Source organism: Pyxidicoccus caerfyrddinensis, assembly GCF_010894405.1.
GTDB lineage: Bacteria > Myxococcota > Myxococcia > Myxococcales > Myxococcaceae > Myxococcus > Myxococcus caerfyrddinensis.
Window position 1 is genome coordinate 795,061 of the sequence record NZ_JAAIYA010000001.1, and the last position, 14,627, is coordinate 809,687.

13 protein-coding genes are annotated in these 14,627 nt (G+C 72.6%); 11 read left to right on the forward strand and 2 right to left on the reverse strand.

Going from position 1 to position 14,627, the window contains the following annotated elements; all coding sequences use genetic code 11:
- The 3 genes from G4D86_RS02930 to G4D86_RS02940 all read left to right on the forward strand — a co-directional run bounded on the left by G4D86_RS02930 (position 1) and on the right by G4D86_RS02940 (position 2,895).
- Positions 1 to 1,734, forward strand: coding sequence for a DUF2339 domain-containing protein (locus G4D86_RS02930; RefSeq protein ID WP_240360005.1), 1,734 nt, complete (start codon positions 1 to 3; stop codon positions 1,732 to 1,734).
- 124 nt (positions 1,735 to 1,858) lie between these two features.
- Positions 1,859 to 2,263 carry an MGMT family protein gene (locus G4D86_RS02935; protein ID WP_163989096.1) on the forward strand — a complete coding sequence of 135 codons (405 nt, stop codon included), beginning with the start codon at positions 1,859 to 1,861 and terminating at the stop codon, positions 2,261 to 2,263.
- A gap of 86 nt (positions 2,264 to 2,349) precedes the next feature.
- Positions 2,350 to 2,895, forward strand: coding sequence for a M15 family metallopeptidase (locus G4D86_RS02940; protein ID WP_163989098.1), 546 nt, complete (start codon positions 2,350 to 2,352; stop codon positions 2,893 to 2,895).
- 1 nt (position 2,896) lies between these two features.
- Here G4D86_RS02940 and G4D86_RS02945 read toward each other — a convergent pair whose 3' ends face one another.
- Positions 2,897 to 3,361: a peptidase associated/transthyretin-like domain-containing protein gene (locus G4D86_RS02945; protein ID WP_163989100.1), complete on the reverse strand. Its 465-nt coding sequence runs from the start codon at positions 3,359 to 3,361 to the stop codon at positions 2,897 to 2,899.
- A 134-nt stretch (positions 3,362 to 3,495) separates the two neighbouring features.
- Between G4D86_RS02945 and G4D86_RS02950 the strand changes: the two genes are divergently transcribed.
- The 8 genes from G4D86_RS02950 to G4D86_RS02985 all read left to right on the forward strand — a co-directional run bounded on the left by G4D86_RS02950 (position 3,496) and on the right by G4D86_RS02985 (position 13,420).
- Complete coding sequence (locus G4D86_RS02950) at positions 3,496 to 4,224, forward strand: RNA polymerase sigma factor (protein WP_205519436.1); 729 nt, start codon at positions 3,496 to 3,498, stop codon at positions 4,222 to 4,224.
- A gap of 9 nt (positions 4,225 to 4,233) precedes the next feature.
- Positions 4,234 to 6,372, forward strand: a complete 2,139-nt coding sequence (locus tag G4D86_RS02955; protein WP_163989105.1) for a protein kinase domain-containing protein — start codon at positions 4,234 to 4,236, stop codon at positions 6,370 to 6,372.
- 87 nt (positions 6,373 to 6,459) lie between these two features.
- Positions 6,460 to 7,380, forward strand: a complete 921-nt coding sequence (locus tag G4D86_RS02960; protein ID WP_163989107.1) for a TIGR04222 domain-containing membrane protein — start codon at positions 6,460 to 6,462, stop codon at positions 7,378 to 7,380.
- Positions 7,381 to 7,392: 12 nt separating this feature from the next.
- A complete protein-coding gene (locus G4D86_RS02965) occupies positions 7,393 to 8,229 on the forward strand; it encodes an MbnB/TglH/ChrH family RiPP precursor modification enzyme (RefSeq protein WP_163989109.1) in 837 nt (278 codons plus the stop codon).
- Entirely contained in the window at positions 8,226 to 8,741 is a 516-nt protein-coding gene (locus G4D86_RS02970) for an SCO6045 C-terminal-like domain-containing protein (RefSeq protein WP_205519437.1), read from the forward strand. The genes G4D86_RS02965 and G4D86_RS02970 overlap by 4 nt, the downstream gene beginning before the upstream one ends.
- Positions 8,742 to 8,806: 65 nt before the next feature.
- Positions 8,807 to 11,071, forward strand: a complete 2,265-nt coding sequence (locus tag G4D86_RS02975; protein WP_163989111.1) for a mucoidy inhibitor MuiA family protein — start codon at positions 8,807 to 8,809, stop codon at positions 11,069 to 11,071.
- Complete coding sequence (locus G4D86_RS02980; protein WP_163989113.1) at positions 11,068 to 12,624, forward strand: DUF4139 domain-containing protein; 1,557 nt, start codon at positions 11,068 to 11,070, stop codon at positions 12,622 to 12,624. Before G4D86_RS02975 ends, G4D86_RS02980 begins: the two co-directional genes overlap by 4 nt.
- An 85-nt stretch (positions 12,625 to 12,709) precedes the next feature.
- Positions 12,710 to 13,420, forward strand: a complete 711-nt coding sequence (locus tag G4D86_RS02985) for a hypothetical protein (protein WP_163989115.1) — start codon at positions 12,710 to 12,712, stop codon at positions 13,418 to 13,420.
- Between the two features lie 16 nt (positions 13,421 to 13,436).
- Here the strand turns inward: G4D86_RS02985 and G4D86_RS02990 are convergent, their stop codons facing one another.
- Complete coding sequence (locus tag G4D86_RS02990; RefSeq protein ID WP_163989117.1) at positions 13,437 to 14,594, reverse strand: FAD-dependent monooxygenase; 1,158 nt, start codon at positions 14,592 to 14,594, stop codon at positions 13,437 to 13,439.
- Positions 14,595 to 14,627: the final 33 nt, after the last annotated feature.

Sequence of the window (14,627 nt, forward strand, 5' to 3'; positions counted from 1 at the left end):
ATGTCTACAGTCGATGCCGGGCGCGGTGGCAGGGCCGGCGCCGCGTCCGGGTGCGAGGGGAACGAGGGCATGGCGGCCGAGGGTGACGAGCAGGAGCTGCGCGAGGCCATCCGCAGGCTGGAGTCCACCGTCGCCTCGCTGGAGGCACGCCTCACCCGCCTGGAGTCGTCTGGCGTCCGGGCCGAGGCGCCGCCCACCGTCGCGGCGGAGGTGCAGGGACCCGGCGCCGTCGCGCCCACGCCCGCGGCTGTGGAAAAGCGGGACCTGGAGGCGCACCTCGGCACCTATTGGCTGAGCCGGCTGGGCATCGTCGCGCTCATCATCGGAATCGCCTACCTCATCACCTACCGCTTCGGTGAGCTGGGGATGCTGGCCCGCGTGGTGGCCGGGTACGTGCTGAGCGTGGGCCTGGGCGCATTCGGCCTCTGGCTGGCGCGGCGGCATGAATTGTTCGGGCGCATCGTCTTCGGCGGCGGCCTGGCGCTGGCGTACTTCGTCACGTACGCGCTGCACTTCCTGCCCTCGGTGCGCGTCATCGAGAGCCAGGCGCTCGCGCTGGTGCTGCTCGCGCTGCTCGTCGTCGCCATCGTGGTCATCGCGCACCGGATGCAGTCGGAGACGGTGGCGGGCATCGCGCTCTTCCTCGGGCTGCACACGGGGATGCTCAGCGAAATCACCACCTTCACGCTGCTGTCCACCACGCTGCTCGCGTCCGGCGCCCTCTTCTTCCTCGTGCGCAACCGGTGGGTCGTGGTGCCGCTGTCCAGCCTGGTGGCGGTGTACTCGACGCACGTCGTCTGGGCGCTGCGCGATGACAGCGTGGCCCCGGGGGCGCCGGAGCGCGAGCGGCTGCTCTTGAGCCTGGGCTTCCTCCTCCTCTACTTCGTCCTCTTCTCCGTGGCGCTGCTGGCCCGCCCGCGCGAGCTGTCCCGGCGCGCGTGCCTCGCCTTCGCGCTGCTCAACTGGATGGGGCTGGCGCTGCTCGGCGGGTACGAGGTGGCGCGGTGGAGCGAGAGCCACCTGTTCACCTTCTTCGTGGTGCTGGCGCTCGCCGAGGCCGGCAGCGCCGCGGTGGCCCGCGCGAGGCAGGCGCCCGGCACCCTCTTCCACGCGTACCTCGCGCTCACCGCCATCACCTTCGCCCTGGCCATGCCCACCGAGTACCGGGACTCCACCCTGGTGGCCGCGTGGACGGTGACGGGCCTGGCCACGGGGCTCGCGGCGCGCGGCACGGACTCGCCGGTGCTGCGGTGGGTGGGCGTGCTCATCCTCTTCACCGCGCTGGGCACGTGCGAGGTGCTCACGCCCGGACGGACGCTGCTGCTCGCGTCCCTCTTCGTCGCCTTCGTCATCGTCGAGCGCGCCGGCTCCGCGCTCTGGCCCGGCCCTCCGCCTTCGGGTGCGCAGCGGGGCGACGCCCTCCTCCAGGCCGCGTGCGCGGCAGGCGCGGGGCTGGCCCTCCTCCGGCTCGTGGGAGGACTGATGCCCGAGGGGCTCGTCACGCTGGGCTGGGTGGTGGCCGCCTTCGGCCTCTTCGCCCTGGGCTTCGCCGTGCGCGAGCGCTGGTACCGGTGGGCGGCGCTGGCCCTCCTCGGACTCGCCCTGGTGCGCCTGCTGGTGGTGGACCTGGCCAACCTTCCCGCGGATCAGCGCGTGCTCACCTTCATCCTGCTGGGGGTGATGTTGCTCGTCATCTCCTACACGTACACGCGCCTGAGGGACCGCAAGGGCTGACGGCCGGGCGCCCGCCATTGGACGCACCGGGCACAGCGAACCCCACCCGCCCGGTCGGGCTCTTGACTCCCAACCCATGACACGGCATTTCGCCGGGGAAACCTTCATGGGCCAGGAGGCCGCCATGTCCACGCCAGTGCGCGAAGAGCGCGACTACTACGAGCGCATCTACACCGCCTCCGAGCAGGTGCCGCGCGGCCAGGTGGCCACGTACGGCGACATCGCCGCCATCGTGGGTGACGGCTGTGATGCCCGAATCGTGGGCCATGCGCTGGGTGCGCTCGGCGCCCGCTCGGCGACGGTGCCGTGGCAGCGCATCATCAACCGCACCGGTGGCATCAGCACGTCGGGCCACGGCCAGCGCGAGCTGTTGGTGGAGGAAGGCGTCGCGTTCGACGAGCGCGGCCACGTGCGCATGGACGCGCACCACTGGCCGGGCCCGAGCGAGGAGTGGGCCCGCGCCCACGGATTCCAGTCGCTGCCCAAGCGCCCGGGGAGCGCGCCGGACCCGCAGCTTCGTCTCTTCTGAAGGGCGGGCGCTCGCCTCCCCGCCTGCTTTGCACGGGGGAATAGAAGCGAGAGCATCCGAATCCGGCCACCGGGCCGGAATCCAACATGCCGCTCGCGTTCCTCCGCTGGGGTGTCCTCCTCCTCGTGTGCCTCGCCGCGTCGTCGTCGTTCGCCGGCCCCACCAAGGTCCGACGGACGAAGGCGAAGGGCTCGAAGCTCGTCCGCATCAAGGGCGGCGAGCTGCTCCACCATGCCGCCGCCGAGGCGTTCCTCCGCATGAGCACGGAGGCCCGCGTGGAGGGCGTGTCGCTGCGGGTCACCAGCGGCTACCGCTCACGCAGGGAGCAGCGCTGGCTGTACCTGCGCTACCGCAAGGGACTGGGCCCGAAGGCCGCGCGGCCCGGGCGCTCCAACCACCAGCGCGGGCTCGCGGTGGACCTCGTCGTGGGGGACGTCAGCTCGAACACGTACGACTGGCTCGCGTCCCATGCGTGCCGCTTCGGCTTCCGTCGCACGGTGCCGTCGGAGCCGTGGCACTGGGAGTTCCGCCCGCGCACCACCCTGGGCCCCGCCGAGGGGCAGGACTGTCTGGGCCGCGACGTGGGCCCCGAGCCCGCCCCGGAGCCCGTCGCCAAACAGGACGCGAGCTGAGCTACAGCCGCTCCAGCGTGACGTCCAGCACGCGCGCCTCGTAGCCGCAGTTGCAGCAGGCGCCCACCACCAGCACCTCCGGCACCGTCACCTCCACGGAAGCGGGCTGGTAGCCGGGGGCGCGGACCTCGAAGGCGTAGTCGCCCGGCGCGTAGACGTTCGTCGAGCACACCGTCCTGGTGCCATCCGCGCCGCAGCTCCCGTTGAGGCCGGACAGCACCGCGTCGGGCGCGGGATTGCCAGGCCCGCCGCTGACGCGCACGGTGATTGCGGGCGCGCAGGGGCCACAGACGACGCCCTCGCAGGAGCGCTCTTCGGGAGGTCCCTCGTCGCCATCCCCGAGCGTGCGTTCGAGGGTGTCACACCCGACCAGGGTGAGCGCGATGAGCAGCGGGAAGCCGAAGGTCCGGACCATGCCCTGGGTTGGAAGCAACTCACATACCGGGCACAGGGCGCGCTGAACCACGCGTAACTCCTGGCCCCGCCCTCCCGGGCCCCCCTCGGAAAAACGAGGCGCCAATGGTTTTCCAGCAGTCGACGTCGTGTCGGCCCTCCGGGGAGGACTCCCGGTCCGTGAAGCCGGGCCGGTATGCTCGCCGCGTGGCTCCTCCGGAAAAGCCCCAGGCGTTCGCCACCACGCGGTGGAGCCTCATCGCGGCCGCGGGCCAGAAGAACGCCCCGGATGCGCACGCGGCCCTGTCCACGCTGTGCGGGCTGTACTGGCACCCCTGCTATGCCTTCGTGCGGCGCCGGGGCTACGCGGCGGACCCGGCCTTCGACCTGACCCAGGGCTTCTTCCTTCGGCTGCTGGAGCGCAACGACCTGGCCACCGTGGACCGTGAGCGCGGGAGGTTCCGCTCGTGGCTCCTCGCCGCGCTGAAGCACCATCTGACGAATGACTGGCACCGCGAGCAGGCCCAGAAGCGCGGCGGCGGCGCCATCCACCATTCCATCGACGGCACCGAGGCGGAGAGCGAGTACGGCCGCTTCGAGCCCGCGGATGACCTGACGCCCGAGAAGCTCTTCGAGCGGCGCTGGGCGCTCGCCGTGCTCGAGCGGGTGCTGGACACGCTGCGCGGCGAGTACGTCCGGCTGGGCAAGGCGGACCTGTTCGAGCGGCTCCGAGGATGCCTCACCGGTGACGGAGCCGGGGCCCCGTACGCGGTGCTCGCCACGGAGCTCGGCATGTCCGAGGAGAACGTGAAGGTCACCGTCCACCGCCTCCGCCTCCGCTACCGCGCACTCCTCCAGGACGAGGTCGCCCGCACCGTGGAGCGCGAGGACGAGGTGGCCGACGAATTGCGCTACCTCCTCGCCGCCCTGGGGTGAAGCGAGCCCATGGCCGACACGGACACGCCCCGGGTCTCCACACCAGGCGCCACGTGCGCGGCCTGTGGCGCGCCGCTGTCAGCGGGAGTGCTGGGAGGCGCGTGTCCCCGATGCCTGCTGACGGGGGCGCTGGATGACGCCTCTGCGAACACGGTGCTGCCTCCCGTGGCCACGCGGCTCCCGGTGCGCTTCGGGGAGTACGAATTGCTGGAGCGCATTGCCCGGGGCGGCATGGGCGTCGTCTACAAGGCGCGCCACCTGCGGCTCCAGCGCGTGGTGGCCCTGAAGATGATTGCCGGCGGGGAGCTGGCCAGCGAGCTGGACGTGCACCGCTTCCACGCCGAGGCCGAGGCCGCCGCGCGGCTGGAGCACCCGAACATCGTCCCCATCCACGAGGTGGGCGAGCACGAGGGACACCACTTCTTCACCATGCGGCTGATGGAGGGCGGCAGCCTTGCCGACCACATGGCCCGGCTGCGGGGCGAGCCCCGGCGCGCAGCGGAGCTGATGGCGGCGGTGGCGCGCGCGGTCCACCATGGCCACCAGCGAGGCATCCTCCACCGCGACTTGAAGCCGCCCAACATCCTGCTCGACGCGGAAGGCCGGCCCCACGTGGGCGACTTCGGCGTGGCGCGGCACCTCGAGAAGGCCAGCCTCACCCAGACGGGTGCGGTGGTGGGCACGCCCGCGTACATGGCACCGGAGCAGGCCGAGGGACACGTGCACGGCCTCACCCTGGCCGCGGACGTCTATAGCCTCGGCGCCATCCTCTACGAGCTGATCTCTGGCCGGCCGCCCTTCGTCGGGGACACGGCGGCGCACGTCCTTCAGCAGGTCCGCGAGGCGGAAGCCCCTCCGCTGCACACGCTGGCGCCGGGCGTGGACAAGGACCTGGAGACGCTCTGCCACAAGTGCCTGGAGAAGCAGCCGGCGCGGCGCTACGTCAGCGCCGAGGCGCTGGCGGAAGACCTGGAGCGCTACGCGCGCGGAGAGCCCATCCTCGCGCGGCCCCTGGGCCGGGGGCAGCGTACGTGGCGCTGGTTCCTCCGGCACCCGCTGCTCGCGGGAGCGCTCTCGGTGGTGGCGTGGCTGCTCGTCACCACGGCGGCGGGCGCGCTGCACGTCGCGCACGGACAGCTCCAGGCCCGGCGCGAGGAGGTGCTCCAGGCCAACACCCATGCCGCGCTCACGGCGGCGGGGGCGGTGCTCTATCAACTGGACGCGTACCGCGAGGCCGTCGAGTGGGCGGCCCGCGACTCGGCGGTCATCGACGGCCTGCGCCGGAAGGACACCGAGGCGCTGCACCGCTACCTCCAGCAGATGGACGTCGACGCGACGCTGCAGCGCGGCCTGCGGCTGCGCGACGGAAGCTCGCCCTTCTCGGTGTGGCTGGTGCTGGACGGGGACGGCCTGGTGCGGGGCCGTTGGCCGCGCTCGGATGAGAATATCCTGGGGCAGAGCCACGCGTGGCGCGACTACTTCCAGGGCGCCGCGAGCACCGCGCGCAAGGGAGGCAGCGCCGCCTACGTGTCGCGGGGCTTCCAGTCCGTGGTGACGGGCAAACACCTGTTCGCCGTGTCCGCGCCCATCTACGACGCCGAGCACGCGTGGCTCGGCGTCGTCGTGGCGATGTCCACCACCGGCCCCACCCTGGGCCGGCTGCGGCTGGATGCGCCCGGTGAGCTGGGCCAGCGCGGGGTGCTGGTGGCGCCGGTGGATGCGCCGCGCGGCGGCAGCACCGCGTTCCAGCGCAGCGAGCTGATGGTGGTGGTCCACCAGGACCTCAGGCCCGGAGAGACGCGGGTGCTGGATGCCACGACGCGCGAGCGCGTGCGACAGGCGCTGGAGCGCGCGCCGCGTGCCGGCCCGGAGTCGCCGCAGTTCCCGCAGTGGGAGCAGGTGGTGAGGAGCGAGGCCCATGTCGACCCCGTCCGTCCGGACGAGGGGCCCTGGCTCGCGGCCTTCGCCCCGGTGGGCAGCACGGACTACGTGGCCATCGTCCAGACGCGCGACGCCGCCGTCTTCGCGCCCACGCGCATGCTGCTGGAGCAGCTCGTGTTGTGGAGTGGACTCCCGGCCCTGACGGGCGGGGCCCTGCTCGTCCTCTCCCTCTGGCTCGTCCTTCGCCGGGCACGACGCCGACACTGAGCCGTCACACCGATGTCACATGCCCCGGCGTAACCCGGGGCCCGCGTTCCTTCATGCAGGGGTGAAACCTCGCTGGAGGAGCCTGCAATGAACGTCCTGGACCTGTCGGGCCCCGAGTTCATGGGGCTGTACCTGAGCCTGCTGCTCGCGGCCTTCGTGGCCTCCGCCGCGCTGCGTTGGTGGTTGTGCCAGCCGGGGGGCGCGCCCCCGTTCCACACGATGCCCCCCTCGCCCTACGACGCGGCGCTGCTGCGCGGAGAGCGCGCCGTCATCGAAGCGGCCATCGCCTCCCTCTTCCACCATGGCTGCATCCGGCTGAAGGTCGACACCCTCGTCACGGCGGAGCAGGTGCCCCGCTCCGCACCGCGCATCGAGCGCGTCGTCCACGAGGCCGTGGCGGCGGGAAGGACACGGCCCGAGGAGCTGCTGGAAGAGGCCCGCTCCACCCTCGACTTCATGCGCGAGCAGCTGATTGCGAGGGGCTGGCTGGTGGACGAGACGTGGAGCTTCTTCGCGCGATGGGTGCCGAGGCTCCCCTGCTTCATCGTGCTGCTGATGGGACTCTCGAAGCTGCTGGTGGGCCTGGAGCGCGACCGCCCCGTGGGCTTCCTGGTGCTCGCCTCGCTCATCGCGGGGGTGATGATCTTCAAGGTGACCGGCCCGCCCTGGCGCAGCCGCAAGGGGAGCACCGTCCTCGGGTGGCTCCAGGAGCAACAGGCGCCACTCAAGCAGACGGCGCAGAGCGCAACCGGCGCCCCCACGCTGACCAGCAGGGATGCGGCGATGGCGGTGGCGCTCTACGGCCTCACGGCGCTGGGCACCACCGAGTTCGAGCTGATGCGCCTCCAGTGGATGGCGAGGGCGCCGGCATCCTCGTGGAGCTCCTCGCTCGACAGTTCCTCCGTTGGATGGAGCGACAACGACTCGAGTGATTCGAGCAGCAGCTGCGGCGGAGGTGGCTGTGGTGGCGGTGGCGGCTGTGGTGGTGGCTGCGGCGGGTGCAGCTGAGGGGGACTGACGATGCGGACACTCGGCGGCGTGGGCCTTGGCTGGAGGCGGGAGCTGGCGCTGTTCATCGACCGTGCTCCCGGGCTCGGCTTCGTGGAGGTGCTCGCGGAGCACCTTCCCTCCTCTGGCCGGCTGCCCGCCGCGCTGGAGATGCTGTGCGAGCGCGGCGTGCCGGTGGTGCTGCACGGCGTCTCGCTGGGCCTGGGCGGCGCGGCGCCACCGGGCGCGCGGAGCCTGGAGCGCCTGGCCCGGCTCGCCGAGCGGCTGGGCGCGGTGTGCGTGAGCGAGCACCTGGCCTTCGTGCGCGCGGGCGGCCTCGAGTCCGGGCACCTGCTGCCGGTGCCGCGCACGGAGGAGGCGCTGGAGGTGCTGGCGGAGAACGTGCGGATGGCCGAGGCGGCGCTGCCGGTGCCGCTCGCGCTGGAGAACGTGGCCTCCCTCTTCGAGTGGCCCGACGCGGCCTTCTCCGAGGCGGAGCTGCTGTCGGGCGTGCTGGCGCGAACGGGCGTGTCGCTGCTGCTGGACGTGGCCAACCTGCATGCCCAGGCGATGAACCACGGCACGGACGTGGCGGCCGTGCTGGCCGCGGTGCCCCGGGAGCGGCTGGCCTACGTCCACGTGGCGGGAGGTGTGCGGCGGGATGGGCTCTACCACGACACGCACGCGCACCCGCTGCCACGCGGGCCGCTGGAGCTGCTGGAGTCGCTCGTGGCGCGGCTGGGCCCCGTGCCGGTGATGCTGGAGCGCGATGACCGCTTCCCTCCGCCGGAGGAGCTGTCCTCGGAGCTGGACTCGCTCCGCACCGCGCTCACGCAAGGTGCAACCCGATGGCGGGAGGCAAGGACATGAGCGCGCGAGCACGGCTGGCCCGGGCCCAGGAGGAGCTGGTCCGAGCACTGGGCACGGGTGCGCCGGTGCCCCCGGGCTTCGATGCCGAGCGGGTGCGGGCCTCTGCGTTGGCGCTGCTGGACAAGCGGCGGCGGCTGGTGCAGCGCGCGTGGCCCGGTCTCGCCTCCGCTCTGAACACGGACTTCGCGCCGCGCTTCGAGGCGTGGGCCCGGGAGCATCCGATGTCGGTGGAGCCGAGCCCGCTGGCGGATGGCCGCCGCTTCGCGCGGGCGCTCGAAGCGGTGGGGTGTCTCCCCGCGTCACTCACCCCGCTGCTGCAGGACTTCGACGCCCGGTGGCGCCTCACGGGGGAGGGAGAGCTGGTGCCCCGCCGGGGGCTCGTGCTCTCCCTGGCGCGCGTGGGGGAGGCCCGGCGGTGGCGCCTGGTGTTGCGGCTCCCGGGTGGCCAGGGCTTCACCTGGTGGGTGTCCCGGGGCGGCGGCGACTCCCAAGGTACCGGCCATCGTGGGTAGGGGCATGCTTTCCGGCGTGCACCTCGACTAGCGTGTGGCCCCTTCTCTTCGGGTGAGGGGGGCTCATGCTCGTCGTGCCGTCCATCCTGGAAGCGGTCACCGTCCATGCCGAGGGCGCGCTGTGTACACGCGTGGCCACGGTGCAGGCCGAGGGTGGCCGACTTCCCACGCAGGTGCGCATCAATGGCCTGCCCTTGTCGCTTCGCTCCGGCTCGCTGCGCGCGTCCGTGTTGCAGGGCCCACCCGGGCTCGCCGTGCGCGACATCCGTCCCGCGTTCGACGTCCAGCTCCCCGCCGAGGTGGACGTCCCCGCCGAGCAGCGCGCACTGGAAGCCGCCCGCGCCCGGCACACCGAGGTGTCGGCGGCCCTGAGCGTCCTGCAGCGCGAGTTGCGTTCGGTGATGAAGCTCACGCCCACCTTCCCCTCCCGGAAGAAGGACGAGCTCCAGCCCCGTGACGCCCCGGTGTCCGCGCTGCTGTCGCTCGCGTCCCTGGTGGACTCGGAGCTGGCCACCCTCCTGGCGAAGAAGCTGGACCTGGAGCGCCAGCAGCGCGACGCCGACGCGGAGGTGACGCTGCGCAAGCAACGCCTCCAGGAAGCCTCCTCGACGGCGCGCGGCCAACGGGCCCGGGTGTACCGCGCCGCCATCCTCACCCTGGCCGGCCTTCCGGGCGTGGAGCATCCCGCGAAGCTCGCGCTCGAGTACGCGGTGCCGGGTGCGCGCTGGGTGCCCACCTACGATTTGCGCCTGCCGCGCACGCTGGAGGAGGGAACGCTGCGGATGCGCGCCTCCGTCCTCCAACGCACCGGAGAGGACTGGACGGGGGTGAAGCTGTCGGTCTCCACCGCGGACCTGGAGCGGCGCGCGGAGGTGCCGGAGCTGAAGGCGCTGCGCATCGGCCGGCGCCAGCCGCCGCCCGCGCGCTCCGGCTGGCGCGAGCCACCGCCCGGCCTGGACGAGCTGTTCGCCGGCTTCGACGCCACGCGCGTCCCCGCGAAGCCCGCGCCGCCGCCGCTGCCCAAGCCCCAGCTTCAGCCCCAGCACGTCCTCCTCGAGGAGCCCTCCGACGACGAGGACTTCGGCGCCCCGGAAATGGAGGAGATGTCGAAGGCGGAGCCCATGCCAGAGCGTCGGCGCTCCGTGTCCAAGGAAGACCACATGTCGACCACGGGCTCCTTCGCTGCCCCGCCTCCGGCCGCGGGACCTGCCGCGGCCATGCCGATGATGTCCCGTCCGGGCAGCGCGGCGCCGTCTCGCGCCATGGCCCCCAACAACAAGATGAAGAAGGGAGGGCGCGGGAGCGCTCCGCCCCCCATGGCGGAGGCCGCCGACGAGGAGTCCTCCATGGAGCCGCCGGCCGAGGGCTACCGCGACCTCCTTGGCGGGTCGGGCGGTGGCGGCGCCGCCGCGGAGGAGCGGCAGGCCTCGCGACTGGAGCCGTCGGACGCGCTGCTGGACTACGACCGGCTGGAGCTGGCGCCCGCGGAGGACTCCAGCGCGCGCGGCCGGCTGCGCCCGCGTCCCGCATACGTCACCCGCGAGCTGCTGGCGCTGGCGGCGGTGCACGTGCACATCGACATCACCACGCTGGTCGCAATGAGCGAGCAGGAGGTGTCCAACATCTGGCTGGCACCTCCGCCCGCGTGGTCCGTGCCGCCCCGGCAGTCCTCGCCACACTTCGACGCGCGCTTCGACATGGAGACGCGGGCGGACGTGCCGTCCGACGGGACATGGCACACGGTGCCGGTGCTGTCCGTCCCGGTGGGCCTGTCCGCCGAGTACGTCTGCGTGCCCTCGGTGGAGACGCGGGCCTTCCGCACGGTGCGCGTGGAGAACCGGACGCCCTACCCGCTGCTGGCCGGGCCGGTGGACGTCACGCTGGGCGACGAGTTCCTGATGACGTCCCCGCTGCCCACCATGGCCCCCGGCGCGACGCAGCGGCTGGGGCTGGGCGTGGAGGAGTCCATCAAGGTGGCGCGCAACACGCGCTTCGACGAGGCCACCGGCGGCATCTTCGGCGGAGCGACGATGCTCACGCACCACGTGTCGGTGGAGCTGGCCAACCGGCTGACCAACCGCGTCCTCGTGGAGGTGTGCGAGCGCGTGCCGGCCGTGCCCACGGGCTCGGAGAAGGACATCAAGGTGGAGGAGACGGAGGTGGCGCCGCTCTGGCAGAAGCGCACGCCGCTGCCCGGTGAGACGCAGGTGGAGGGCGAGCGCGCCTGGCGAGTGGTGCTCCAGCCGGGCGAGGCGCAGACGCTGAAGGCGACGTGGACCGTGAAAATCCCCGCGAGCAAGATGCTCGGCGGGGGGAATCGGAGGACATGATGGGCTCCCTTACCCTGCCCGTGGTCAAGGTCACCGTCCTCGAGGACCGCGCGCTCGTCGAGCGACGCGGCGAGGTGCCTCTCGTCGCGGGTGCCCAGCGCCTGGTCATCGAGGGACTGTCGCCGCTGGCGGTGGACCGCTCGCTCCAGGCGAAGGTGGCCGGCGGCACCGTGTCCCAGGCGCGCATCCGCCGCACCGTGAAGCCCTATCGTCCCGAAGCGCTGCGCGAGCACCGCACGGAGCTGGGCCGACGCGTGGCGGACTTGGAGCAGGAGTTGCGGCACGCGCAGGCGGAGGAGGAGCGGCGGCTCCACAAGCACAACCTGCTCCTGAGCGCGCACGAGGACGTGTATCGCGCCATCTCCGAGGACGCCGGCCGGGGGCAGGACCGCCCCGAGGTGTGGCGCCAGCAGCTCACCACCGTGCGCCAGGCGCTGGACGCGGCGGACGCGGCGCTGCGTGCGTCGAACCGCGATGTCGTCGAACGCCGAGAGCGGCTGGAGGAGGCGCGCACCGCGCTGGCGCGCACGGAAGGGCCGGAGTCGAAGCTGGACGTGCACGCCGAGCTGGAGGTGGGCCACCCCGCCGGTGGCTCCTCGGTGCTGTCGCTCACCTACCTGGTGCCCTGCGCGGCGTGGCGCCCGGCCTACCGCGCGACGTTGGAGCGCGGCGAGAAGGGCGAGGTGGTGACGCTCGAGTGCGAGGCCGTGGTGTGGCAGCGCACCGACGAGGAGTGGAAGGACGCGGAGCTGGCCTTCTCCACGGCGCGCCCCACGCTGGGCGCCTCGCCGCCGCGGCTGGTGGAGGACTGGCTGTGGCTGCGCGACAAGACGGAGCGCGAGAAGCAGGTGGTGGAGGTGGCCATGCGCGAGGAGGTCATCCAGACCACCGGCGAGGGCGGCGCGGCGAAGCGCGAGGAAGGCCTGCCCGGCATGGATGACGGTGGCGAGCCGCTGACGCTGGCGGCGCAGCACCGGGCCACCGTGCCGTCGGACGGAGAGCCGCACCGCGTGCCGCTGTTCCGCTTCACCGCGCCCGCGGCGTCCGAGTTCCTGGCCTGCCCGGAGCAGTCTCCGCTGGTGCACCGGGTGGCGCGCTTCGACAACACGGGCCCGTCGGTGCTGCTCGCCGGGCCAGTGGACCTGGTGCGCTCCAGCGGCTACGTGGGCCGCGCGCAGCTGCGCTTCACCGGACGAAGCGAGCGCGTGAAGCTGGGCTTCGGCAGCGAGGACTCGCTGCGCGTGGCGCGCAAGGTGGACGAGGAGGTGGAGACGAGCCGCCTCACCGGCCGCCGCGTGCGCACGCAGCGGGTGAAGCTGTACCTCTCCAACATGGGCGCCCGTCCGGAGTCCGTGGCCCTGGAGGAGCGCATGCCCGTCTCCGAGGTGGAGGCGGTGGAGGTGATGCTGCTCAAGGACACCACCCGGCCGGCCCCCACGCGCGTCAGCGAGGACGGCATCGTCCGTTTCGAGTTGGCGGCCCCTCCCCGCTCGCAGCAGGAGCTTTCGCTGGCGTACACCGTCACCAGCGCGTCGAAGGTGGCGGGGCTCTGATGGTTCCACCGCGCAACAGCTGTTTGGGTGGGGCCCTTCCACCGTGGTACGGGCCGTGACTATCCCCTCGGGAGGAGGAACCCCCATGAGAATCGCCCCCGCGCTGTGCTCCCTTGGACTGCTGGTGTCGCTTGGCGTGCCAGTGTCCGCCCTGGCGCAGGATGTGCCCCCGCCCCCCATGGAGGAGCCTCAGGGCCGGCCTCCGCAGCTCGCGGTGGAGGTGGGCGGCTCCTTCACGCGGATGGAGCACCCGTCCGCGCTCATCCCCAAGACGGCCGCGCTCACGAAGCCGCTGGACGCACGGCACAACGCGGTGCGGCTGTCGGGTGGGCTGCATTTCAACCTCGTCCGCGGCTCGAACCGGGATGACCTGTGGTGGATCAACGGCGTCGACTGGTACTTCGCCAACGACGTGCAGGTGCTCTCGTTCCGGCCAGGGCTGGAGAAGCGCTTCGCGCTGGCGAAGCGGCTGACGCTCGGCGTGGGCGCGTTCGGCGGCGCGGCCGAGGTGTCCCTGCCCACGGGGCTGATTCAGCAGAACCAGCCCGGTGACCCGACCACGGGCCCCACGCTGGGTGGCGCCTACTCCGAGAACCGCGACCGCAAGTGGGTCTTCGGCGCGGGCGGGATGGCGTCGATCCACTACTCCTTCGGACGCTGGGTCTACACGCGCGTCCAGGCGGGCTACACGCAGTACTTCAACAAGGCCGACGGCTTCGCGAGCTCCGCGACCGACACGTTCTCCGTCTCGCTCAGCGGGCCGTTCGCGGGCGCGCTGCTGGGCTTGAGCCTCTGACGGCCGCGCGCTCCGCTCACCCGGCGGAGCGCACCAGCTCTCGTACGCCCCGAGCGGCGAGTCCTGACGGCACGAGCCGGAAGAGGGAGTCGCGCAGGAAGCGGCCGGTGGGGCTCTCCATCTGTGCCAGCTGGCCGAGCCTCCAGGAGCGGAGCACGAGCTGGTTGGCACGCTCGCGGCGGCGCTGCTCGTAGGTGATGAGGGCGCGCGTCACGTCAGCGTCGGTGGACAAGCACTCCGAGAGGACCACGGCGTCCTCGATGGCCTGACACCCGCCCTGCCCCAGGTTGGGCGTCATGGGGTGCGCGGCGTCACCGAGCAACGTCACGCGGCCGTGGCTCCAGCGCTGCAGCGGTGGCCGGTCGTGGATGTCGGTGCGGACGATGGCGTCCTCCGGAGTCGCGGCCAGGAGTTCCGCGATGGGGGCGTGCCAGCCGCGGAAGACTTCCTGGAGCCGGGAGCGCGTCGTGCCGGGCGCGTCCTGGCCACCGGGCGGCGCGTTGAGCGTGGCGTACCAGTACACCTGCCCGAAGCCGATGGGGACGACACCGAAGCGCGCGCCACGGCCCCAGGTCTCCGAGACGTGGCCCGGGCGTGCACTGGGGACTTCTGGGGAGATGCCGCGCCAGCTCGTGTAACCGGAGTACCGCAGGGGCGCGTCGCCGAGCAGCCCGCTGCGCACGGCGGAGCGCAGGCCGTCCGCGCCCACCAGCACGTCACCCGCTACGGTGCTCCCGTCCGACAGCGTCACCGTCACCTGGTGGTCATCGGTCCGGAAGCCCGTCACCGCGAGCCCGAGCCGGACGTTCTCCGAGCCAGCATGCTCCAGGAGGACGCCCTGGAGCCGGGCGCGGTGGAGGCACGTCATGGGGACACCCAGTTCCTGCTGGAGGCGCTGGATGGGGAGCCGGGTGATGGTTGCTCCCGAGGGCCGGAGGATGGCGCTGGCCGTGGGACTGGCGCCGGCCGCGGCGACGGCGTCGGAAAGGCCGATGCGGCGCAGGGCCACGGCGGCGTTCATCTGGACGATGATGCCCGCACCCACCCAGCGCAGTGCGTCCGCGCGCTCGAAGACGGTGACGGTGTGGCCTGCGCGGCGGAGCGCGCACGCCAGGGTGAGTCCACCGATTCCGGCACCGGCGATGAGGACGTGTCTGGGAGTCTGAGTGGTCACCGGCCGTCGTTCTACACCGGACGTGACACCCGG